Genomic DNA, 21,361 nt, shown 5'->3' on the forward strand with positions numbered 1-21,361 from the left:
CCTGTGGAGGATGGCGTGAAAGCGAAACGACTGCAGGCCGCGCTCGCGGCACTGGTGATCGCCGGATCAGGAGTGCTGGTGACCAACACGGCAGAAGCGGCAGCCCCGACCCCGTTGCAGGAGCTGGTCCCCCAGCCGGTCCAGGTGAAGGCCCGTCCGGACATCACCTTCACCCTCACCGCGGCCGCCAAGATCCAGCTGACGACCCAGGACGCCCGCAAACCGGCCGAGCTGCTGGCGAAGGTCCTCCGCCCCTCCACGGGCTACGCACTCCCGGTCGTGGACGGCGTCTCCGGCGGCGGCGTGGTCCTGACCGGCGGCGCGGACCCCAGGACCGGCCCTGAGGGCTACCAGCTGGACGTGACCCCGAAACAGGTGGTCATCCGGGCGAACTCACCGGCCGGCCACTTCAACGGCATCGCGACCCTGCGCCAGCTCCTCCCGCCCAAGGCCGAGGCCAAGACCACACAGCCAGGCCCGTGGACGGTGCCAGGCGCGAGCATCCTGGACCACCCCAGGTACCACCACCGAGGCGCGATGCTGGACGTCTCCCGCCACTTCTTCACCCCGGACCAGGTGAAGCGCTACGTGGACCAGATCGCCGCCTTCAAGATCAACTACTTCCACCTCCACCTGAGCGACGACCAGGGCTGGCGACTGGAGATCAAGAGCTGGCCCGAGCTGACCAGGATCGGGGGCAGCACGGAGGTGGGTGGCCGGACGGGCAAGCTCTTCTACACCCAGGACCAGTACAGGGACATCGTCGCCCACGCGGCGAGCAGGGGCATCACGGTCATCCCGGAGTTCGACATGCCGGGCCACACCAACGCCGCCCAGGCGAGCTACGCCGAGCTGAACTGCGACGGCAGGAAGCGCCCGCTCTACACCGGCACAGAGGTCGGCTTCAGCTCCCTCTGCATCAACAACGACATCACCTACAAGTTCGTGGAGGACGTGATCCGGGAGGTCTCCGCGATCACCCCGGGCCCGTACTTCCACATCGGCGGCGACGAGGCCCTCAGCACCCCCGACGCCGACTACGTGACGTTCATGAACCGAGTCCTGCCCATCGTGAAGAAGTACGGCAAGACCACCGTCGGCTGGCACGAGTTCATCAAGACCACCAAGGACACGACGGTGGTCCCGCAGTTCTGGGGCACCACCACGACGGACGCCAACGTGGCCGCGGCGGCCCAGCGCGGCAACAAGGTCCTGATGTCGCCGGCGAACCGCATCTACCTCGACATGAAGTACGACAAGAACACCGAGCTCGGCCTGGACTGGGCGGGCCTGGTCGAGGTCCGGGACGCGTACAGCTGGAACCCCGGCGCGTACCTGAACGGCGTGACCGAGGCCGACGTCCGCGGCGTCGAAGCTCCACTGTGGACGGAGACCATCAGGACCTCCGCCGACATCGAGTACATGGCGTTCCCGAGGCTGCCGGTCGCGGCCGAGCTCGGCTGGTCTCCGGCAGCCGTCCACGACTGGGACCGCTTCGCCCCGCGCCTGGGCGCACAGGGACCGCGCTGGAAGGTCCAGGGCGTCAACTTCTACGCGAGCGCCCAGGTGCCCTGGAAGCGTTAGAAATACCCCTGCCCGCGGTCGGAGTAGCTGACCAGCAGGTGCTTCACGCGGCGGTACCCGGCGAGCACGGCGGTGTTCGCCGGGTACGCGTGGTAGTTGTTGACCCACACCCGTTCGGCGCGCAGGTCCTGGCCGACGTTGTGCGCGAGTGCGACGTCGCGGCACCAGATGCCGGCGCCGAACTGGGCGGCGGACTCGTTGGCGATCTTCAGGGCGTCGTCGCGGTCGTCGAACCGGGTCACCGACACGACGGGACCGAGCACGTCGTCGGAGAACACGCCGGAACGGTGGTCGCCCTCGAAGATCGTGGGCTGCACGAAGTGACCGGAGGCCTCGCCACCCGTCACCAGGCGGGCGCCCTCGGCCTTGCCGCGCTCCACGTACGCAAGAACTCGATCGCGCTGCGCAAGACTCACGACAGCGCCGATCATCGTGTCCGTGTCGAGCGGGTCGCCCGCACGCAACGCCTCCGTGCGGACCGTCGCGAGGTGCAGGAACTCCTCGTAGACCGCGGTCTGGATCAACGCGCGCGACGGGGCCGTGGAGATCTCGCCCTGGTTGGCCGCGAACATCGCGAAGCCCTCCAGCGCCTTGTCCAGGAAGCTGTCGCGCCGCGCGGTGACGTCGGAGAAGAAGATGTTCGGGCAGCGGCCGGCGACGACGGGGTGGTCGTCGGAGCCGGTGACGACGTTGACGACGCCGGGCGGCAGCAGGTCCGCGATCACGCCCAGCAGGACGTGGATCGACGCCGGGGTCTGCAGCGCGGGCTCCAGCACCACGGCGTTGCCGGCGGCCAGCGCGGGCGCGAGGACGCGACAGGCGTTCATCAGCGGGAACGTCCACGAGATGCGCTCGTGCACGACGCCGACCGGCTGGAACGAGCGGTAGTCGAAGGTGTCGCGGCCGAGTTGCTCGACCTCGCCCACCTCGGCGCGGACGACGGCGGCGTACTGGCGGAACAGCTCGATCAGCATCGGCAGGTCGGCGACCAGGGCCTCGCGGACCGGCTTGCCGTTGTCCCACGTCTCGGCGACGGCGAGTTCGGTCGCGTGCTCCTCGATGCGGTCCGCGATCTCGCACAGCACGGTGGCGCGCTCTCGGGGCGTGGTGTTCCCCCAGGCGCGTGCGGCGCCACTGGCCGCGTGCATCGCACGGGCACGGTCGGCGTCGGTGCCACGGGCGACCTCGGTGAAGACGTCACCGGTCACCGGAGTGACGATCTCGACGTACTCGCCGGTCACGGGCGACACGTAGTCGCCTCCGATGAAGTGGTCGTACCTCGCCCGGTACGCGACCACGCTGCCGGGCTGCCCCGGCGCCGCGTACTGCGTCATTTTCGACTCCCTGCCAAAGACGGCCCACCGGATACCTGGGGTGGGGAAAATGAGAAAGTAGGCAGCAGAACGTTGCATGCTCGTTGCAAGCCGTGGATGGATCAGTGACCCACGAACCCGGGCAACACGCGCTGTTGCTGAGTCGAGTCAGAGATGCCGTGTTGAGTGGTACTCACACGGTTGATTTGCCACGCTCAGTGATTTCCGCGTCGTGGCAGCGGTCACTCGCCGCCAACGTCGATCCCGACCTGCACACCGCGCCGACCGTGTTCGCCGCCGACGAGCTCTCCGACCTGCGCGAACGGCATCCGCTGCACCCGACGCTGCCGCTGCTGCGCGAGACGTTGCTGGGCTTCGCGGAAGAGGCGAAGCACATCATGATCGTCGCGGACGCCCAAGGCCACATCCTGTGGTGCGAGGGCTCGAAGGACACCCGCGGCAGTGCCGAGGACGTCGGCCTGGCGGAGGGAACGCTCTGGTCGGAAGGTGCGGCCGGGACGAACGGCATGGGCACGGCGCTGGCGGTGAACTCGCCCGTCACGGTCCACTCTGCCGAGCACCTGGTGCGGACCTACCACCACTGGACCTGCGCGGCGAGCCCGATCCGCGACCCCGACACGGGCACCACGATCGGGGTCGTCGACCTCAGCGGCCCGATAGAGACCGTCCATCCCTCGATGGTGGCGCTGGTGTCGGCGTCGGCACGGCTCGCCGAGTCGGAGATGCTCGCCAGGATGCACGCGCAGGACGAGGAACTGCGGGCGCGCAACATGCGCCACCTGATCGCGTTGCGCGGTGAGCCCGGCGCGTTGCTCAGCCCGACCGGCCGGGTCGTGGCCGTCGAGCCGTACGGGCTGCTGCCCTCGCGCGTCGACGTCTCCACCGACCGGGTCGAGCTGCCGGACGGCCGCGAGGCGGTGCTGGAGCCGCTCGCCCACGGCTACCTGCTGCGCATTCCCCGGCAGCGGCACGTGCGGCGCAGCGTGCTGTCGCTGTCGTTCCTGCTGCCGGAGCCCAAGGTCGTGCTGGACGGCCGCGAGGTGCCGATCTCGTTGCGGCACGCGGAGATCCTGGCGGCGCTGACGTTGCAGGGAAGGCTGACGGCCGACCAGCTCGCGTTGCGCCTCTACGGTGAGCGTGGCAACCCCACGACCGTGCGCGCCGAGCTGCACCGGTTGCGCGCCCAGCTGGGCCCGGACGTCCTCGCGACCAGGCCGTACCGGCTCACCGCCGACGTCGAGACCGACTTCCTGGCGGTGCGGGCCGCACTCAAGGCCGCCGACGTGCCGCTGGCCGCGAGCAGGTACCGCGGCTCGCTGCTGCGCCGCTCCGAGGCGCCCGTCGTGCTGGCCGAACGGGACGACCTGGCGACCGGGGTGCGCAAGGCGGTCCTGCAGCGCGGCGACGCGAACGCGCTGTGGACGTTCACCCAGACCGACTCGGGCGAACACGACGTCGAGGCGCTGGAACAGCTGGTCAAGCTGCTGCCGCCGGACGACGTCAGACTCGCCATCGCCACCGCGCGCCTTCGGAGACTCAGCCAGGACGATTGACAAGCCTCTCGAAGACTGAATATCTTCGTTGCTAAGAGACTTAGCAACGGGGGGTTGCCATGCGCGTACTCATCATCGGGGCGGGGACCGGGGGCCTGTGCCTGGCGCACGGGTTGAAGAAGGCCGGCGTGGACGTGGCGCTGTTCGAACGCGACCGCACGCCGCGCAGCATGCTGATCGGCTACCGGGTCGGGATCAGCCCGGACGGGAGCAGAGCGCTGCACAGCTGCTTACCCCCGGACGTGTTCGCCGAGTTCGTCCGCACCACCGCCCGGCCGCCGAAGCACATCGTCATGCGCACCGAGAAGTACGGGGAACTGCTGGTCGGCGAGGTCGACACGGACCGCGACGCCAGCCGCAGCGAGAAGTCGGTCAGCCGGATCGCGATGCGCACGGCGTTGCTCGGCGGCCTGGACGACGTCGTGCGGTTCGACAAGACGTTCACGCGCTTCGCCCAGAACGACGACGGCACCGTCACCGCGTTCTTCGACGACGGCACGTCCGAGACGGGTGACGTGCTGGTGGGCGCGGACGGCGCGCAGTCCAGGGTGCGCAGGCAGTACCTGCCGGACGCCAAGGTGGTCGACACCGGCATCACCTCGATCGCGGGCAAGCTGCCGCTGACCGAGGAGAACGCCAAACTGCTGCCGCCCCTTGCCGACGGCGGCATCACGTTGCTGTTCGGGACGCGCGGCGAGTTCGTGATCATCCACGTGATGCGCTTCGACGGCACGGGCGTCGAGGACGACTACATCATGTGGGGCTACGCGGCCTCGCACGACAAGTTCCCGGACATGAAGGACATGAGCCAGTCCGAGCTCAAGCAGGTCGTGCTGAACCTGACCCCGAAGTTCCACCCGCACCTGCGCAAGCTCTTCGCGCTGGCCACACCGGAGACCGTGTTCCAGATCAGGGTCCGCACGTCCGAGCGGCTGCGGCCGTGGCAGCCGAGCAACGTCACGATGATCGGCGACTCGGTGCACCTCATGACCCCCGGCCGCGGCATAGGCGCGAACACGGCGCTGCGGGACGCGGAACTGCTGTGCCGCAAGCTCACCGAGGGCGAGGACGCGGTGCGGGCGATCGGCGAGTACGAGCGGGAGATGATCGAGTACGGCTTCCAGGCCGTGGAATCGTCGCGCGAGATGATGAACGGCAGCAGTCTGGTCCACAAGCCGGTGATCGGACGGGTCGCGGCGGTGTTCCAGCGGACGTTCCTGCGCGTGACCAATGCCGTGCCCGTGCTCAAGCGCAGGATGCTGGCCGAGGACGCGGCGGAGCGTGATCACGTAAGTTCTGACCATGAGGTTGTTCACGCCCGGTGAGGTCGTGGTGCGGCGTGAGGTGCTGCACGGCAAGGTCTGGTCGGAGATGCCGACCAGGGTGATCGTCGACGAACCGGGACTGCTCGCGGTGTTCGTCGAGCCGGGCACCAGGCTCACCTACCCCGACCACCACCACCCGCACCCGTGGGACAAGCCCGAACGCGGTTTCTGGCGCGGTCACGGCAAGCTCATGCTGCACCGCCCGCAGGACGCCTACTCCGTCGACCTGTTCTGGAAGGGCGACGACCGGGTGTTCGGCAACTACTACCTGAACCTGCAGGCGCCCTACCGCCGCGTCGAGGACGGGTTCGAGACCCTCGACCACGCGCTGGACTACACCCTGGCCCCGGATGGCACCTGGGCGCAGCGCGACCTCGACGAGTTCGAGGAGCAGGTCGCGTCGGGCAAGTACTCCGCCGGCGAGGCCGAAGCGATCAGGGCCGAGGGGCTCAAGATCGAGAAGATGCTGGCGTCCGGTGAGATCTGGTGGGACACGGCCTGGGCGGACTGGCGACCCTCATCGGACTGGCGGTGAAGGTCCGTCCGCTCACGTTCGACACGCTCGTCGCCGAGATCGCCGGCCAGGTGTCGGAGATCGACGGGCGGGTGCGCGTGCTGGTCGACGGCGCACCCGCCGCCGAACCCGGCAGGCTCGCGGACGCCGTCGTGGAACCGTTGCGCGCCCTGGGCCGCGCGGTGCAGCGAGTGTCCCTTCAGGACTTCCTGCGCCCGGCCTCGGTGCGGCTCGAACACGGCCGCACCGACTCGTACTCCTACCGGCACGACTGGTTCGACTTCGGCGGCCTGCAGCGCGAGGTCCTCGACCCGGCGATGGACGGCAAGGTGCTGCCGTCGCTGTGGAACGCCGCCACGGACCGCGCCAGCCGCGCCGAGTACGTCGACTTGCCGGAGAACGGGGTCGTGCTCGTCGACGGCACGTTGATGCTCGACCGGTGGCTGCCGGCCGAGCTGACCGTGCACCTGTGGCTCTCCCCCGGCGCGCTCAAGCGCAAGACCACCGAGGAGTGGACGCTGCCCGCGTTCGAGGACTACGACCCTGTGGCCGACCTCTTCGTGCGCTACGACCACCCCGCACGGCCGGGCCTGGTCGAGTCGTGAACCGCTCTGCCCGCCGCGGACATAGGCGGGGCAGAGAGGAGGGTCCGTGACCGACGAAGAACTCTGGGGGCAGGTCCGGGCCGGTGTGAGCGAGGCGTTCGGGCAGCTGTTCGAACGCCACGCCCAGGCCGTGTTCGCCTACTGCCTGCGCCGCACCGGTACATGGGCGGTCGCCGAGGACCTGGTGTCCGTGGTGTTCATGGAGACCTGGCGCAAACGCACGTCCGTGACCGTGGAGGACTCCTTACTGCCGTGGCTCTACACAGTCGCACTGGGTGTCACCCGCAACCACCAACGCGCTCGCACGCGGTACAAGGCCGCGCTGGGCAAGGTTCCGCCGCAGCACGCCGACGACGACCACGCCGATGACGTGGCACGGCGGGTGGACGCGGAGGCCAGGACCCGGGAGGTGATCGCGGAACTGGAGAAGCTGTCCGCCGGGGACCGGGAGGTGCTGGAGATGTCCGCGTGGTCGGACCTGAGCCAGGCGCAGATCGCCCAGGTGCTCGGCATCCCGGTCGGCACGGTGAAGTCCCGGCTCGCTCGCGCGCAACGCACCGTGCGTGGCGCACTGGTTGAGGAGGCACGGTGAACATCACCCCGGACATCCCGCAGCTCGACCCGATGCGGCTCCAGGTCCGCGAACACGCGCTGCTGAACGAGATCAGCTCGAAGCCGTCCCGCCGGTGGTGGCGCTTCACGGTGCCCGCGACGGCTCTCGTGGCCGCCGTCGCCGTGACGCTGGTGCTGTGGACCCCGACGAACCAGGACGCCTCCGCGGCGTGGACCGCCGAACCGAGGGCGCCCGGCGACCTGGCACCCGTGCTGGCGGACTGCGGGAGGACGCTCGACCAGCACGACGCCGGACGGGGGGTGAACGGGCCGGACTGGCCGGCCCCCCGGGACGTGGCCGTCGTCGACCAGCGCGGGGACATGACGATGGTGCAGTACATCGGTCCGCAGTCCGAGATGCTGTGCCTGCGGACACCGGCAGGCGTCGGCATGAACGGAAGGGGAAACCTCCAGGACCAGGAACCGCTCGGCGACAGGCTGTTCGCCGACTTCCTCCCGTCCGTGAGCATGCACGAAGTGGGTGGTCGCAACGCCATGACCGTCCTGACCGGACGGGTGAGCCGCGCGGTCGGCAAGGTGGTCATCAGCACCGAGGACGGGCTGGAGGTGACCGCGACCATCGGCAACGGCCGGGTTGTGTCCTGGTGGCCGAGCCTGGGCAAGCCGAAGGACGTCAGGCTCTACGACGAAGCAGGCGTTGTCCTGCAGACCGCCCCCATTCCCGTCAAGTCCAGGTAACCTGCAAGGCATGTGGCGGCCGGAGACCAAACAGCGCGCGATGCTCGTGCTCGCGGTCTTCCTGCCTGCCCTCTACGCCTTCACGTTGTTCTCGTCTCCGACCGAGGTCGTCGCGGCCGTGACCGCGCTCGCCCTCGCGTTGATCGTGGTCGTCGCGCTGGTGCCGCTGTCGGTGGCACCGGCGCGGTCGCTCTCGATCCGCGGACGGGCCCAGCGAACAGCGCAACTGCGGCTGCGAAACCCCGACGCCGCAGGCAAGTCCCGTCCTCGAGCACCGGGATGCCGGACGTTCTGACACGTCCCGCAAATCCCCGACTCAAGACGGAGAGACCTCCCTTGTTCGCTGACCTGGGCGCTGCCCTGGCGAGCTTCGGCATGCCCGCGCTCGCCATCGTTCTGTTCACGATCGTCGTGCGGCTCGCGCTGCACCCCTTCTACCGCGCGGCCGTGCGCGGGGAGAAGGCCAAGGCCAAGCTCGCGCCCGAGATCCAGAAGCTGCAGAAGAAGTACGGCAAGGACATGATGCGGTTCTCGGAGGAGTCGCAGAAGGTCTACAAGAAGAACGGCGTCTCGATGTTCGCGGGCATGCTGCCGATGCTCGCGACGGTCCCGTTCTTCATGGTCATCTACCAGGTGGTCACCACGCCGAACCCGCTGCTGGAGGGCACGTTGTTCGGCATCTCGCTCGGCACGCACTTCACGACCGGCTTCGCGTGGGTGTTCTTCGTGCTGTTCGGGCTGCTGGCCGTGGTCGCCTATGTGACCGTGAAGTGGCAGCAGTCGCGGACGACGACCACGCCCACCCCGGGGTTCATGACCGGGCTGGTCAAGGTGCTGCCGTTCGGGACGATCCTGGTGGCCGCGTACCTGCCGCTGGCCGCCGGGCTGTACCTGCTCACCACGACGACGTGGACGATCGCGGAACGGGCGCTGCTCTACCGCATCCTGAGCTGAAGCTGGGCGATGAGCCGGACGAGCGGGTCGTCGAGGTCGAGGTCGATCCGCTTGAGCCGGTACCTCAACGTGTTCGGGTGCACGTGCAGCCGGTCCGCCGCGGCGCGCACGTCGCCCAGCGCGTCGAGGTAGGCCAGCAGTGACTTCGCGAGCTCCGGGTCGAGCGCGTCGATCCTCGGGTCCCTGATGCGCGGGTTGTCCTGGAGCAGCGCCAGGATCTCGCTCACCAGGACCTGGGAGCGGACGTCGGCGAGCGTCGCCACCTCGGCGTCGAGGTCGCGGGCCATCGCGTCCAGCACGCGTTCGGCCTCCTGGCGGGAGATCTGCGCGTCGTCCAGTGTGGACACCGTCGAGCCGACCGCCGCCTGGACCGCCGTGTGCAGGTGGCGGCGTGCGGTGGTGACGATCTCCCGCGTGAGGCTCAGGAGCTGGGCGTTCGGGGCGAGGTCGGGCAGCAGGACGTAGGTGCGGCCGCCGGACTCGCTGACCAGCGCGCTGCGCCGGTACGCCGCCGCGTGCACGGAGATCAGTCCGGTCATCTCGGCGCGGCGGAGTTCGTGTTCGCTGCGGTCGCCCTCGGCGCTGCGCACCGCGAACACCACGACCGCTGCGGGCTTCTTCGGGTCGGCGCCGATCTGACCGGCGACGGTGACGGCGTCCATCCGGCCGGTGAGCAGGGCGGCGAGGAGGTTCTCGCGGAACCTGGACGTGGGCTGGTTGCGCTGCTGGATGAGGTGCGGGGCGGTGACGCGGGCGGCGCCGAGCAGGGCTCGTTCGGCCTGCTCGGTCAGCGGCTGGTCGCCCTCCTGCACCCAGATCGTGCCGAGCGGCTGCTGGCCCGCGTGGATGCCGACCGCAATGCGCCGGCGGATGCCCAGCTCAGGGCGTTCGTCGATGCGGACGACCTCCTCGCCTGAGCGCAGCAGGTTGTAGACGCCCCACTCGCGCAGCATCTTCAGGTACGGCTCGGGGCCCTGGCGGCCGAGGATCGAGAGCCGGCGCAGCTCGTCGACCTCGTCGGACGAGCGGGAGTAGGCGAGCACGCGGCTCGCGGTGTCCTCGATGCTGACGATGCCGCCGGTCAGCGTGGCAATCGTTTGCGCGAGCGCGAACAGGTCGCCGAGGACCTCGCCGTCGTCGGTCGTGATCGTGAGGACGCCCTTGGCGAGGGACTCCAGGTGCCCCCAGCGGACCTCGGGTCGGACTTCGAGCAACGCCACGCCCGCGTCCGTGGCGGCCTGCACGAGGGCTTGGGACGACTCCTTGACCGCGACGGCGGCGGCTTTGGCTCGTCCGGCGGCCCTGATCAGCGGTAGTGCGGCCCGGCCTCGGGCTCCGATGAGCAGGGCGAGGTCTCCGGCCGCCACGTCCGGCGGATCGTCCGGATCCATGATCACCACATCGCGCACGTCCACCTCCAGGCCGCGCGGGGCGACCTGGAGTTCGACGAGCGGGTCGCCGAGCGCGATCAGAACGTGGCGAAGGCTCGACACTGTTCGATCGTACATCTGACCTGATGAATCTTGGCCTGTTGAACAAGTGAGGCGAGGTCGCGCGGACTTACGGTTTGCGTACCGACGCCGAGTCAAAGAGGAGTCCGAGTGGACGCGGTCACCCAGGTTCCCGCCCCGGTCAACGAGCCGGTCCTGCAGTACGCCCCCGGTAGCCCGGAGCGCGCTGAGCTGCAGGCCAAGCTGGTCGAGCTGCAGAAGGAGCCGCTCGACCTGACGCTGACCATCGGTGGCGAGCAGCGCATGGGTGGCGGGGAGCGCTTCGACGTCGTCCAGCCGCACAACCACCGTTCGGTCCTCGGCACGCTGGCCGGCGCGACCCAGCAGGACGCGACCGACGCGCTGCGGGCCGCCCGTGAGGCCGCTCCGGCGTGGCGCGCGATGTCGTTCGACGACCGCGCGGCGATCATCCTGCGTGCCGCCGACCTGCTGGCCGGCCCGTGGCGTCAGACGCTGAACGCCGCGACGATGCTCGGCCAGTCGAAGACCGCGATCCAGGCGGAGATCGACGCGGCGTGCGAGCTGATCGACTTCTGGCGCTTCAACGTGCAGTTCGCCCGCAACCTGATGGCCGAGCAGCCGATCTCCTCCCCCGGGGTGTGGAACCGCACGGACCACCGCCCGCTCGAGGGCTTCGTCTACGCGATCACGCCGTTCAACTTCACGGCCATCGCCGGCAACCTGCCGACCGCGCCCGCGCTGATGGGCAACGTGGTGCTGTGGAAGCCGTCGCCCACCCAGTCGTTCGCCGCGCACCTCACCATGCGGCTGCTGGAAGAGGCGGGCATGCCGCCCGGCGTCATCAACCTGCTGCCCGGTGACGGCCTCGCGGTGTCCGAGGTGGCGCTCAACTCCCCCGACCTCGCGGGCATCCACTTCACCGGCTCCACCCCGACGTTCCAGAAGCTGTGGGCGCAGGTCGGCGCGAACATCGCGAACTACCGCTCGTACCCGCGCATCGTCGGCGAGACCGGCGGCAAGGACTTCATCCTGGCGCACCCGTCGGCCGACCCGGACGTGCTGCGCGTCGCCCTGATCCGCGGTGCTTTCGAGTACCAGGGCCAGAAGTGCTCCGCCGCGTCGCGCGCCTACGTGCCGCGCTCGGTGTGGAACAAGATCTCCGACCAGTTCCTGGCCGAGGTCGACGCCCTGACCTACGGCGACGTCACCGACTTCTCGAACTTCGGTGGCGCGGTGATCGACCGCCGTTCGTTCGACAAGCTGTCGGGCGTGCTGCAGGCCGCCCGTGCGGACTCGTCGCTGGAGATCGCCGCCGGTGGCACCGCGGACGACAGCGACGGCTTCTTCGTCCGGCCGACCGTGCTCCTCGGTTCCGACCCCACGAACTCCGTGTTCACCACCGAGTTCTTCGGCCCGGTGCTCGCGATCCACGTGTTCGAGGACGCGGACTACCTGACCGTGCTCAAGCAGATGGAGAGCGCGGCGCCCTACGGGCTGACCGGCTCGATCATCTCCCGTGACCGCGCCGCCGTGGCACACGCGCAGGAAGAGCTGCGGTTCGCCGCCGGCAACTTCTACGTCAACGACAAGCCCACCGGTGCCGTCGTGGGCCAGCAGCCGTTCGGCGGCGGCCGCGCGTCCGGCACGAACGACAAGGCGGGGTCGGTCCACAACCTGCTCCGCTGGGTCAGCCCGCGCTCCATCAAGGAGACCTTCGCGGCGCCCACCTCCCACCTCCACCCGCACCAGGGCTAGATCCAGCCCTCCTGAAGTGAGGGGAACGTCGTTGAGCCACAAGCACATCGACGTTCCCCTCACCTCTCACACCCCGAGGACGTGAACCATGTTGCGCTCCAGCCTCCTTCTGGCGTCCCGCAGCGCGGGTGCCCGCAAGCTCGTCGAGTCGACGCCGCTGACCCGGCCCGTCGTCGAGCGGTTCGTCGCCGGCGCCGACGTCTCCTCCGCGATCCGCGCGACCGCCAAGGTGCTCGGCGACGGCCGTCTGGTCACGCTGGACCACCTCGGCGAGGACACCTTCGAGGAGTCGCAGGCCAACGACACCGTCGAGGCGTACCTGACGCTGCTGTCGAGGCTGGAGTCGCAGGGCCTCACGCAGGGCGCCGAGGTGTCGGTCAAGCTGTCCGCCGTCGGCCAGTCGCTGGCGATCGACGGCGAGAAGATCGCGCTGGAGAACGCTCGCCGCATCTGCACGGCCGCCGCCGTCGTCGGCACGACCGTGACGCTGGACATGGAGGACCACACCACCACGGACTCCACGCTGGGCATCCTGCGTCAGCTGCGGGTGGACTTCCCGTGGGTCGGCGCGGTGCTGCAGGCCTACCTGAAGCGCACCGAGCAGGACTGCCGCGACCTGGCGTACTCCGGTTCGCGCGTGCGGCTGTGCAAGGGCGCGTACCAGGAGCCTGCTTCCGTTACGTACCAGGACAAGCACGACGTCGACCTGTCGTACGTGCGGTGCCTGAAGATCCTCATGGAGGGCGAGGGCTACCCGATGGTGGCCTCGCACGACCCGCGCCTGATCGCGATCGCCGCCGACCTGGCGTCCGCGCGCTCGAAGGACACCTACGAGTTCCAGATGCTGTACGGCATCCGGCCCGAGGAGCAGCGCCGCATCGCCGCCGAGGGCAACCGCATGCGCGTGTACCTGCCGTACGGCGACGAGTGGTACGGCTACTTCATGCGCCGTCTCGCGGAGCGTCCGGCCAACGTGGCGTTCTTCGCCCGGTCGCTGCTCACCAAGAGCTGAGGTCCTCGACCATTTCCAGCGCGAACTGCAACTTCACCGGCTCACCCGCCCCGCGGAGGATCTCGACCGCGCGGCGGGTGAGCCGGAGTGCTTTCTCCGTCCCGTACCCCGTCTCGGCGCAGAGCCGGCCGTAGATCGTCAGCGCGTCGGCGTAGTCGGCGTGCGCGTCGAGATCGAGACCGGCCATGTGCCACAACACGATCGCGATGTGCGCGGTGTTGCGCGCCTCTTCCTTGCGTTCCGCGGCACGGAGTCTGCACACGTGCCGCTGGAGAGCCGAGAGGTAGACGGTCGGTGCCGTCCGCGGCCGCAGCGCCCGGCAGATCTCGACCGTGAACTCGGACATCCCCACCGCGCGGACGTGGTGGTCCGAATCGGACAGTGCGCGGGCCGTGTTCTGCAGCGGTGGCGCCAGTTTCGCGCCGAAGAACTCCACGAGCTGCGACGGCAGGCGGCGGCAGAGGTCGAGGCACTCGTCGGCCGTGGTCATCGCCTGGCCGTCCTGGTCGTGCAGGAGCTGCTGATCGACCAGAGTCGCCAGGGCGATCACGAGGTCCGCCTGGTTCCGGACGAGGTCCTCGGCGACCAGCTCCCGGTACACCTCGACGGCTTCCTCGGCCGCGCCGACGTCACCGACGACCTTGGCGACGTTGACCAGGGCGGCGGCCAGGCCCTTGCGGTCGCCCGTCTCGCGCCAGAGCATGACTGCTTCTCGCGCGGTGAGCGCGGCGTCGATGTCGTCGGCCAGCTCCAGCAACGCCTGGCTGCGCCGCGTCAGCGCGTCGGCGAGCTCGGTGCCGAACGTCTCGGGGTGAGCGACGGCGAGGCGGCGGAACAGGTCCACGGCCTCCTTCAGGGTCTCGTTCGCGGCCTCCGCCCTGTCCAGGTCGACGAACATGGCGCCCGCCGCGACGAGGTTGCGGGCCAGCTCGGGTTCGAAACGCGGGTCCTCCTGCGCGACCACCCTCCAGTTCGCGATGGAGAGCTGCATCGAGTCCGCCGCGTGCTCCCTGTTGCCCTCGAAGTGGAAGCGGCGGGCCATCACGGCGGCGACCCTGGCGAAGTCGGCGCGGAAGAGCGCCGGGTGGGTCTTCGCCAGTTCCTGGAAGAGCAGGGTGGCGCGGCTGATGGCGGTCATCGCGTCCTCGTCGCGGCCGAGCGCCTGGTAGCGGTAGCTGATCTGCTCCAGCGCGGACGCGAGCTGCGGAATGGTCTCCGGGTCGTCCTCCGCGATCTCGCGCCAGAGGTCGATCGCCTCCTCCGAGACGGCGAGCACCTCGTCGCCCCGCTGGGCGTTGATCAGCCTGAGCGCCAGGTCTCCCAGCGCGTCCGCGAGCAGCGGCCGGTTCTCCCGGTCGCGCGCCACGAGCTCGCGGTAGCACCCGACCTCCGCCTCGGAGGCCTCGACGGACTCCTGGCGCAGGCCGCACAGCATCGTGCGGGCGCTGAGCATCCCGTACATCTCGGCCCGTTCGAGGACGTCGTCGGCGCGCTCGAGCAGCCGGCGCGTGAGGATCGAGGGGATCGCGTCGGTGGCGAACCGCTCGTCGCGGAAGACCTCGCGGGCGATGGCCTCCGCGGTGGCGGTGGACCCGATCTCCGCGGCGGTGCGGAGGCTGTCGCGGGCCATGTCGCGCACGATCTTCGGGTTCCCCGTGACCAGCTCGTCGAGCCGGGGCCTCAGCGCGGGCCACCTGTCGGCGGCGCGCGCCAGCAGGTCAGGGTCCGGGGTGTCCGGGGTGGCGACCGCCAGGTAGTCCTCCGCGATGCGGCCGGTCTTGCGGCCGGTGTCGTGCTTGAGGAGCTGCCGGACGAGCTGGGTGCGGTTCACGTCGCACGGATCGCCGTGCACCGCGGTCAGCGCGGCCATGTGCAGGTCGAGGACCGTCTCCTGGGCGATGTTCGGCGGCGGCTCGTCCGGGGCCGTGACGTCGAGCTCCTTGGCGAAGTGCTGGCAGGCGAGCGTGAACGACTCCTCGCGGTCTTCGAGGGTCGCGGCGAGCTCGACGGCCATGACCTCGTGGTCGAAGTCCGCGATGCGCTGACGCGTGGAGGACCACCACCAGCCCGTGGTCCTCGCCGCCAGCAGCACGCGCGTGCGCTGCGGTCCGTGCCGGAGCGTGTCCTGCAGCAGCAGGAAGACGTCCTGCCAGCGCAGCCGGTCGGCGTCATCGATCACCAGCAGCCTGCCGTGCTCGGCATCGTCCCAGCACTCCTCCTGGAACTGCTGGAGCAGCCTGGTCTTGCCCGCGCCCGCCGGGGCGTGCAGCAGCAGGGACGCCTGGGGCACGGGGCTGTCGCGCCAGAGCGTGAGGGTGTGCAGCTCGGTTTCTCTGCCGTGAAAGGGGACCACCTGCTGGGTGGGATCCAGCAATGCGGCAACGCTGAGTGCTCGGTCCACCGTCCCATAGTCGGTCGCTGGTCAGCCCAGGGGTAGGAAGACCACACCATCGTGGCCTTTTCCCGTTTTTCCTTCACCCCAATGTCTACTGGCTTGGAGAAGGTCCAACAGCTACCTGTGATGGCGTCGGTTTCACCCTGGACTGAAATTGTCAGACCTCACCGGCACAATCTCAGACGTGCTGGTCGCCCTCGTCATCGACGCTGACGGCGCCGGCCGGTGGCAGAAGCTGCACGACGACGGGACTCCGGCGGGTCCCGCGATGACGGCTTCGTCGCCGGCCGCCGCCGTCGCGTCGCTGGAGCGCGCCCACAGACCGCGCTGGGTCTGGGCGGACACGTCCGAGGTCTACCCCGTGCTGCTCGCCGCCGGGGTGCGCGTCGACCGGTGCTGGGACCTGCACCTGACCGAGGCGTTGCTGCTCGGCGTGGAGGGCCGGCACCGCGAGCCGAAGGAGCTCGCGGGTGCGTTGGCACGGGTGCTCGGGCTGCCCGCTCCGGCCGATGTCGGGCCGCCCAAGAAGGACGACGCGCTCACGTTGTTCGGGCCGGATCCGTTGGTGCTGCCGGGCGACACCGATCCGCTGGCCGCGTTGTCACTGGTTTTCCGCGCGCAGCAACGGAATCCGGCGCTGGGGCTGCTGATCGCGGCGGAGTCGGCGTCGGCGCTGGTGGCCGCGGAGATGACGCACCACGGGTTGCCGTGGCGCGAGGACGTGCACAACAGGCTGCTGGAGGAGGTCCTCGGGCCGCGTCCGGCACCCGGCCAGCGGCCGAAGTTGTTGCAGGACCTGGCGGATGAGATCCAGGAGGCGTTCGGCGGCCGGGAGATGAACCCGGACGCGCCGGCCAGCATCGTCCGGGCGTTCGCACGAGCGGGCATCGAGGTGCCGTCCGCACGGCGCTGGGTGCTGAAGAAGGTCGACCACCCCGCGGTGAAACCGTTGCTGGACTACAAAGAGCGCGCACGGCTGTGGGTGGCGCACGGCTGGTCGTGGCTCGACACGTGGGTCGAGGACGGGCGGTTCCGGCCGGACTACGTCGTGGGCGGCGTCGTCACCGGGCGGTGGGCGTCACGAGGCGGGGCCGCGTTGCAGATCCCGCGGCTGATGCGGCAGGCGGTGATCGCCGACGACGGCTGGTGCCTCGTCGCGGCGGACGCGTCACAGCTCGAACCGAGGATTCTCGCTGCCCTGTCAGGAGATCCGCGGCTGACCGAGGTCTGCGGGGACGACGACCTCTACGCGGCACTGGCGGAGGACTCGTTCAAGGGCGAGCGGCCGCGGGCGAAGATCGCGATGCTGTCGGCGATGTACGGCGGCACGTCCGGTGAGGCCGGGCCGCTGCTCGCCGTGCTGCGCAAGAGGTTCCCGGTCGCGGTCGGGTACGTGGAGGACGCCGCCAGGGCCGGCGAGCAGGGCCGGATGGTGCGCACGCGGCTGGGCCGCACGTCACCGACACCGTCCGCGGCGTGGCAGGAGCTGACCGGGGGCGCCGACGACTCCGGCGAGTCGTCGAGCTCGTCGCGGCAGGCGGCGCGCAACTGGGGGCGGTTCACCCGGAACTTCGTGGTGCAGGGCAGTGCGGCGGACTGGACGGCGGCGCTGCTGGGCGTGCTGCGGGGAAAGCTGCCCGCCGACGCGCACCTGGTGTTCTTCCAGCACGACGAGGTGCTGGTGCACTGCCCGCGCGCGGATGCCGACGCGGTGGTCGAGGCGATCGCCGCGGCCGGGCGCGAGGCGACCCGGCTGCTGTTCGGCGAGACATCGGTGCGCTTCCCGATGAACGCGGTGCCCGTGACCTGCTACGCCGACGCGAAATAAGTCCAAACGAGACGGTTCGTTCTCGGCCGTTGGTCCGAACGGGCGCTTGCTCTTACACCGTGAGAGCGCTCTCATAAATGGACTGCACCCGTGACAAGGAGGTCACCCGCGCATGAGGCAACGACGCCGCATCCTGGCGGCCACGACAGCTCTTATTGCCGCGGTACCCCTGGCGATCGCCGCCATGTCCGCCAACGCTGCTATCCCACCCCCTGCCGCGGGATGGACGCAGGTGTGGGGCGACGACTTCAACGGTTCCAACGGATCGCTGCCGTCGAGCGCCAACTGGATCATCGACACCGGCCACGGTTACCCGGGCGGACCTGCCAACTGGGGCACCGGGGAGATCCAGAACTACACGAACAGCACGAACAACCTGAAGCTCGACGGCAACGGCAACCTGCGCATCACCGCCCTGAAGGACGGCGGGGGCGGCTGGACGTCGGCGCGCATCGAGACCCAGCGCTCCAACTTCAAGCCGGCGGCCGGCGGCAAGCTCGCCATCGAGGGTCGCATCCAGATGCCGAACGTCACGGGCGAGGCAGCCCTGGGCTACTGGCCCGCGTTCTGGACCCTCGGCGCGCCGTACCGCGGCAACTACTGGAACTGGCCGGGCATCGGCGAGTTCGACATCATGGAGAACGTCAACGGCATCAACTCCGTCTGGGGCGTGCTGCACTGCGACGTCGCTCCCGGCGGTGCCTGCGGCGAGTTCACCGGCATCGGCAACTCGCGGACGTGCCCCGGCTCGTCCTGCCAGTCCGCCTTCCACACCTACCGCTTCGAGTGGGACGACGCCGCGAAGACGTTCACGTGGTTCGTCGACGGCCAGTCCTTCCACCAGGTGACGCAGGCCCGTGTCGGCGTCAACGTGTGGAACGCGATGACGTCGCACGCGGGGCACTTCATCCTGCTCAACCTCGCGATGGGCGGCGCGTTCCCGAACGCGCTGAACAACAACCAGCCGACCCCTGTCGCGGCCACCCAGTCCGGGCACTCGATGGTCGTGGACTACGTGGCCGTGTACTCGGCTGGCGGCGGGTCCACCACTCCCCCGACGACCACGACCACGACGTCGAACCCCGGCGGCGGTGGTTCCGCGTACAGCGAACTGCAGGCGGAGAACGCCTCGGAACGCTCCGGTGGTTCGGTGGCGCCGGGGGATGGTGGCTCCGGCGTGCACCAGATCGCGAACGGCGGCTACCTGAAGTTCTCCGGCGTGAACTTCGGCTCCGGCCCTGCCCGGCAGTTCCTCGCCAGGGTCGCCTCAGGCGCCGGCGGCGGGGTGAGCGGCCTGGTCGAAGTGCGGCTGGGCTCGCGCACGGCGACTCCGGCGGGTTCGTTCGCGGTGGGCAACACCGGTGGGTGGGACGCGTGGAGAACGATTCCCGCGAACATCTCGAACATCTCGGGCACCCACGACGTGTACGTGACGTTCACTAGCGGCCAGCCGGCGGCTTATGTGAGCGTGAACTGGGTGAAGTTCGGCCTCTGACCCCCTGCGTGCGCATTGGGGAGAGTTCGTCCGCTAAGATGTCATCCGTACGACACGGATGATTAGCTCAGCGGGAGAGCACTACCTTGACACGGTAGGGGTCACTGGTTCAATCCCAGTATCGTCCACTAGAGAACGGGCCCGGTCACTTGACCGGGCCCGTTTCTTGTTGTCGCCGAGCAGGTACGGTCGGCTGGTGTACGCCGAACGTCCCGCTCCCGCGGGCCTGGCTTGCCTGTGGACGCGCACGGCGTCATCGCCGACAGTGCAGCGCGTGGTGCCGGACGGGTGCACGGACCTGATGTGGACGCCCGCGTCCGGCACGCTGTACGTAGCCGGACCGGACACCTCGGCTCAGCTCGCCGCGGTCGCTCCGGGCACGTTGTACGGCGTGCGGCTGCCACCCGGGGCGTTCCCGTCGGTGTTCGGGGTGCCCGCGCACGCCGTCCGGGACCTGCGCGTGCCGCTGTCCGAGCTGGTTCCCGCGGCTCGGCTCGACTCCTTCTCGGACATGGTGTCGTTCTGCGCTTCGCGGGTTGTCGTCGATCCCGCGCTGGCCGCGACCGCGTCGCTGCTGCGGTCCGGTGACGTCGGTGCGGTCGCCTGGGAGATCGGGCTGAGCTCACGTCAGCTGCGGCGGCGGTGCCTGGACGCGTTCGGCTACCCGCCCAAGGTGTTGCAACGGGTGCTGCGCTTCGACGCGGCGCTGCGGCTGGCCTGGAAGGGCGTGCCGTTCTCGGCCGTGGCATTCGAAGCGGGCTATGCGGACCAGGCGCACCTGGCCCGCGAAGTGCGTGCGTTGGCCGGCGTGCCCCTCGGTCAGCTGATCCGGCCGTAGCGGCGCAGCGTCAGCAGGGCGTCGACCGTGGCGATGGAACGCCATTCGAAGTCGGCGATCGGGGTGAAGGCGGGGAAGCCGAAGGTCCAGCCGCCGTCCTCCTGCTGACCGTTCTGGAGCTGGTCGAGGTCCTTGCCGAACTCGTCGTCGCTGAACCACGCGCGGGCGAGGCTGGTGGGCTTCTGCGCGTACATGTGCAGGTCCAGGCCTTCGCCCTCGGCGTACCCCTCGGTGCTCGGCTTGAGGTGCCTGAGCCTCTCGGCGGCGAGTTCGGCCCTGGCCCGGTCCGGCACCTCGTCCAGGAACATCGCCGCAGCTCGCAGCTCGTACGGGTGGGTGTTCTCGAGTTCCTCGATCTCCTGCCAGCAGTAGGCGGTCGCCTTGTCGAGCCACGGGTCCGTCACGCCGAGCGCGTGGAGGGCGGCGGCGATCTGGGCGGTCAGGAGGAGTCCGCCCTGGTCGTCGGCGGCGACCCACGGTGCCTTGGGGTGGTCCTTCGAGGTCGACATGCCGAACGGGACGCTCCCGTCGGGGCAGGTGTTGTTCAGCCAGGTCAGGACCGATTCAGCGTGTTCGGGGGCACCGACCTCGCCGAACACCTGGAGCGCGCGCAGGGCGTGCAACGGCTGGCTGGTGGGCCCGCGGTGGTCGGGTTCGAGCCCGTGCCCGTAACCACCGTCGTCGTTGCGGTAGGCCAGCACCGCCTGGACCACGTGCTCGGCCCTCCCGCCGTCGAAGGCGTGCTCGAACCAGCGTTGTTCCAGCGTGCGGGCGTTGTGCCAGAGGAAGGTCCTCGCTTGCTCGATCATGCCCCGAACCTATGCCGCTCGCGGTGCGCGGTCTTGAACGAATCGGCCATGTGACCTGATCTGCTGATTCGTTCGCCTCCGCAGGGAACCGGTCCTATGCGAAAATCCTCTGACAGGGGTGTGGAGTTCTGAGGGGAGCTGGCCAGGATGCTGATGTTCGACGCACTCGTACCCGTGAAGACTGCCGGGGCGGTGGGCAAGAGTATCGGTGCAGCCGTGGGCGCCGCGGCTGGTGCAGGCGCTGGCGGAGTCGCCAAGTTCAGCGTCGACCCGGACCAGGCCCAGAAGATGATCGACGGCCTCAAGCTAGCGATCGAGAAGCTGGTGGAGCTGAGGACTTCGGGCCAGAAGATCCAGATGTCCGGTGCTCCCGGCCCCGATCCCTACAGCGGCTACGCGACTCTCGCCATGCGCAAGACCGCAGGCGCTGAGCCCGGCGGTTACCAGTGGGCGAACGAGCAGGCCCAGAAGGCGCTGGAACAGACCATCAACAACATCGAGAAGGCCCTGGCCGAGTACCGGGCCACCGACGAAGCGGCGAAGTCCGCGATGAAGGGCTGACACGATCTTGAAGCGC

Annotated in this window: 19 protein-coding genes and 1 tRNA gene; 16 read left to right on the plus strand and 4 right to left on the minus strand. The window is 69.5% G+C overall.

The genetic code is table 11. From position 1 onward, the window contains the following. Positions 1-15 precede the first annotated feature (15 nt). Positions 16-1,584 carry a beta-N-acetylhexosaminidase gene (locus DFR72_RS37500; RefSeq protein ID WP_090071359.1) on the plus strand — a complete coding sequence of 523 codons (1,569 nt, stop codon included), beginning with the start codon at positions 16-18 and terminating at the stop codon, positions 1,582-1,584. On the opposite strand, the gene DFR72_RS37505 is transcribed toward DFR72_RS37500, so the two are convergent. Continuing rightward, the gene (locus tag DFR72_RS37505) at positions 1,581-2,918 is read right to left on the minus strand and encodes an aldehyde dehydrogenase family protein (RefSeq protein WP_090071361.1); all 1,338 of its coding nucleotides are present in this window, start codon (positions 2,916-2,918) and stop codon (positions 1,581-1,583) included. The two genes, DFR72_RS37500 and DFR72_RS37505, sit on opposite strands and share 4 nt — an antisense overlap. Before the next feature lie 197 nt (positions 2,919-3,115). Between DFR72_RS37505 and DFR72_RS37510 the strand changes: the two genes are divergently transcribed. The 8 genes from DFR72_RS37510 to DFR72_RS37545 are packed head-to-tail and all read left to right on the plus strand — an operon-like array spanning position 3,116 to position 9,180. Continuing rightward, positions 3,116-4,471 (plus strand): GAF domain-containing protein, encoded by a 1,356-nt coding sequence (locus DFR72_RS37510; RefSeq protein WP_245983796.1) that lies wholly within the window; start codon positions 3,116-3,118, stop codon positions 4,469-4,471. 59 nt (positions 4,472-4,530) lie between these two features. Then, positions 4,531-5,796 (plus strand): FAD-dependent oxidoreductase, encoded by a 1,266-nt coding sequence (locus DFR72_RS37515; protein ID WP_090071365.1) that lies wholly within the window; start codon positions 4,531-4,533, stop codon positions 5,794-5,796. Beyond that, entirely contained in the window at positions 5,774-6,331 is a 558-nt protein-coding gene (locus DFR72_RS37520; RefSeq protein WP_090071366.1) for a ribonuclease FAU-1 family protein, read from the plus strand. The genes DFR72_RS37515 and DFR72_RS37520 overlap by 23 nt, the downstream gene beginning before the upstream one ends. After that, positions 6,328-6,915 (plus strand): nucleoside/nucleotide kinase family protein, encoded by a 588-nt coding sequence (locus tag DFR72_RS37525; protein WP_090071505.1) that lies wholly within the window; start codon positions 6,328-6,330, stop codon positions 6,913-6,915. Before DFR72_RS37520 ends, DFR72_RS37525 begins: the two co-directional genes overlap by 4 nt. 46 nt (positions 6,916-6,961) lie before the next feature. Beyond that, on the plus strand, positions 6,962-7,507 hold the full coding sequence (locus DFR72_RS37530) for an RNA polymerase sigma factor (RefSeq protein WP_090071368.1): 546 nt from the start codon (positions 6,962-6,964) through the stop codon (positions 7,505-7,507). Beyond that, positions 7,504-8,226: a hypothetical protein gene (locus DFR72_RS37535; RefSeq protein ID WP_090071370.1), complete on the plus strand. Its 723-nt coding sequence runs from the start codon at positions 7,504-7,506 to the stop codon at positions 8,224-8,226. The genes DFR72_RS37530 and DFR72_RS37535 overlap by 4 nt, the downstream gene beginning before the upstream one ends. Before the next feature lie 10 nt (positions 8,227-8,236). Then, entirely contained in the window at positions 8,237-8,521 is a 285-nt protein-coding gene (locus DFR72_RS37540) for a DUF6412 domain-containing protein (RefSeq protein ID WP_245983798.1), read from the plus strand. 41 nt (positions 8,522-8,562) lie between these two features. Next, positions 8,563-9,180 (plus strand): YidC/Oxa1 family membrane protein insertase, encoded by a 618-nt coding sequence (locus DFR72_RS37545; RefSeq protein ID WP_090071371.1) that lies wholly within the window; start codon positions 8,563-8,565, stop codon positions 9,178-9,180. On the opposite strand, the gene DFR72_RS37550 is transcribed toward DFR72_RS37545, so the two are convergent. Next, the gene (locus tag DFR72_RS37550) at positions 9,162-10,688 is read right to left on the minus strand and encodes a PucR family transcriptional regulator (RefSeq protein WP_090071373.1); all 1,527 of its coding nucleotides are present in this window, start codon (positions 10,686-10,688) and stop codon (positions 9,162-9,164) included. The two genes, DFR72_RS37545 and DFR72_RS37550, sit on opposite strands and share 19 nt — an antisense overlap. 93 nt (positions 10,689-10,781) lie before the next feature. Between DFR72_RS37550 and pruA the strand changes: the two genes are divergently transcribed. Further along, entirely contained in the window at positions 10,782-12,407 is a 1,626-nt protein-coding gene (gene pruA / locus DFR72_RS37555) for an L-glutamate gamma-semialdehyde dehydrogenase (protein WP_090071375.1), read from the plus strand. Positions 12,408-12,495: 88 nt separating this feature from the next. After that, a complete protein-coding gene (locus DFR72_RS37560; protein WP_090071377.1) occupies positions 12,496-13,419 on the plus strand; it encodes a proline dehydrogenase family protein in 924 nt (307 codons plus the stop codon). Here DFR72_RS37560 and DFR72_RS37565 read toward each other — a convergent pair. Further along, positions 13,406-15,820 (minus strand): hypothetical protein, encoded by a 2,415-nt coding sequence (locus DFR72_RS37565; protein ID WP_143086936.1) that lies wholly within the window; start codon positions 15,818-15,820, stop codon positions 13,406-13,408. The genes DFR72_RS37560 and DFR72_RS37565 overlap by 14 nt on opposite strands. Before the next feature lie 178 nt (positions 15,821-15,998). Here DFR72_RS37565 and DFR72_RS37570 point away from each other — a divergent pair, with 178 nt between their 5' ends. The 4 genes from DFR72_RS37570 (at position 15,999) to DFR72_RS37585 (ending at position 19,975) form a co-directional block, all read left to right on the plus strand. Beyond that, the gene (locus tag DFR72_RS37570) at positions 15,999-17,642 is read left to right on the plus strand and encodes a bifunctional 3'-5' exonuclease/DNA polymerase (RefSeq protein WP_090071381.1); all 1,644 of its coding nucleotides are present in this window, start codon (positions 15,999-16,001) and stop codon (positions 17,640-17,642) included. Between the two features lie 112 nt (positions 17,643-17,754). Then, positions 17,755-19,137: a carbohydrate-binding protein gene (locus DFR72_RS37575; protein ID WP_090071383.1), complete on the plus strand. Its 1,383-nt coding sequence runs from the start codon at positions 17,755-17,757 to the stop codon at positions 19,135-19,137. Between the two features lie 56 nt (positions 19,138-19,193). Continuing rightward, positions 19,194-19,265: transfer RNA gene (locus tag DFR72_RS37580), tRNA-Val, on the plus strand. 68 nt (positions 19,266-19,333) lie between these two features. Further along, the gene (locus DFR72_RS37585; RefSeq protein ID WP_245983800.1) at positions 19,334-19,975 is read left to right on the plus strand and encodes a helix-turn-helix domain-containing protein; all 642 of its coding nucleotides are present in this window, start codon (positions 19,334-19,336) and stop codon (positions 19,973-19,975) included. Here the strand turns inward: DFR72_RS37585 and DFR72_RS37590 are convergent. Further along, entirely contained in the window at positions 19,957-20,784 is an 828-nt protein-coding gene (locus DFR72_RS37590) for a prenyltransferase/squalene oxidase repeat-containing protein (protein WP_090071385.1), read from the minus strand. The two genes, DFR72_RS37585 and DFR72_RS37590, sit on opposite strands and share 19 nt — an antisense overlap. Positions 20,785-21,000: 216 nt before the next feature. Between DFR72_RS37590 and DFR72_RS37595 the strand changes: the two genes are divergently transcribed. After that, positions 21,001-21,345 carry a hypothetical protein gene (locus tag DFR72_RS37595; protein ID WP_143086937.1) on the plus strand — a complete coding sequence of 115 codons (345 nt, stop codon included), beginning with the start codon at positions 21,001-21,003 and terminating at the stop codon, positions 21,343-21,345. The last annotated feature ends 16 nt before the right edge of the window (positions 21,346-21,361 follow it).

It is taken from the genome of Lentzea flaviverrucosa (genome assembly GCF_003350445.1).
Taxonomy (GTDB): domain Bacteria; phylum Actinomycetota; class Actinomycetes; order Mycobacteriales; family Pseudonocardiaceae; genus Lentzea; species Lentzea californiensis.

Bases quoted from the DNA above. Each gene is read 5' to 3' on its own strand.
- DFR72_RS37505 (WP_090071361.1), bottom strand. From the start codon at position 2,918: ATGACGCAGTACGCGGCGCCGGGGCAGCCCGGCAGCGTGGTCGCGTAC.
- DFR72_RS37575 (WP_090071383.1), top strand. From the start codon at position 17,755: ATGAGGCAACGACGCCGCATCCTGGCGGCCACGACAGCTCTTATTGCC.
- DFR72_RS37515 (WP_090071365.1), top strand. From the start codon at position 4,531: ATGCGCGTACTCATCATCGGGGCGGGGACCGGGGGCCTGTGCCTGGCG.
- DFR72_RS37520 (WP_090071366.1), top strand. From the start codon at position 5,774: ATGAGGTTGTTCACGCCCGGTGAGGTCGTGGTGCGGCGTGAGGTGCTG.
- DFR72_RS37540 (WP_245983798.1), top strand. From the start codon at position 8,237: ATGTGGCGGCCGGAGACCAAACAGCGCGCGATGCTCGTGCTCGCGGTC.
- DFR72_RS37550 (WP_090071373.1), bottom strand. From the start codon at position 10,688: ATGTACGATCGAACAGTGTCGAGCCTTCGCCACGTTCTGATCGCGCTC.
- DFR72_RS37560 (WP_090071377.1), top strand. From the start codon at position 12,496: ATGTTGCGCTCCAGCCTCCTTCTGGCGTCCCGCAGCGCGGGTGCCCGC.
- DFR72_RS37590 (WP_090071385.1), bottom strand. From the start codon at position 20,784: ATGATCGAGCAAGCGAGGACCTTCCTCTGGCACAACGCCCGCACGCTG.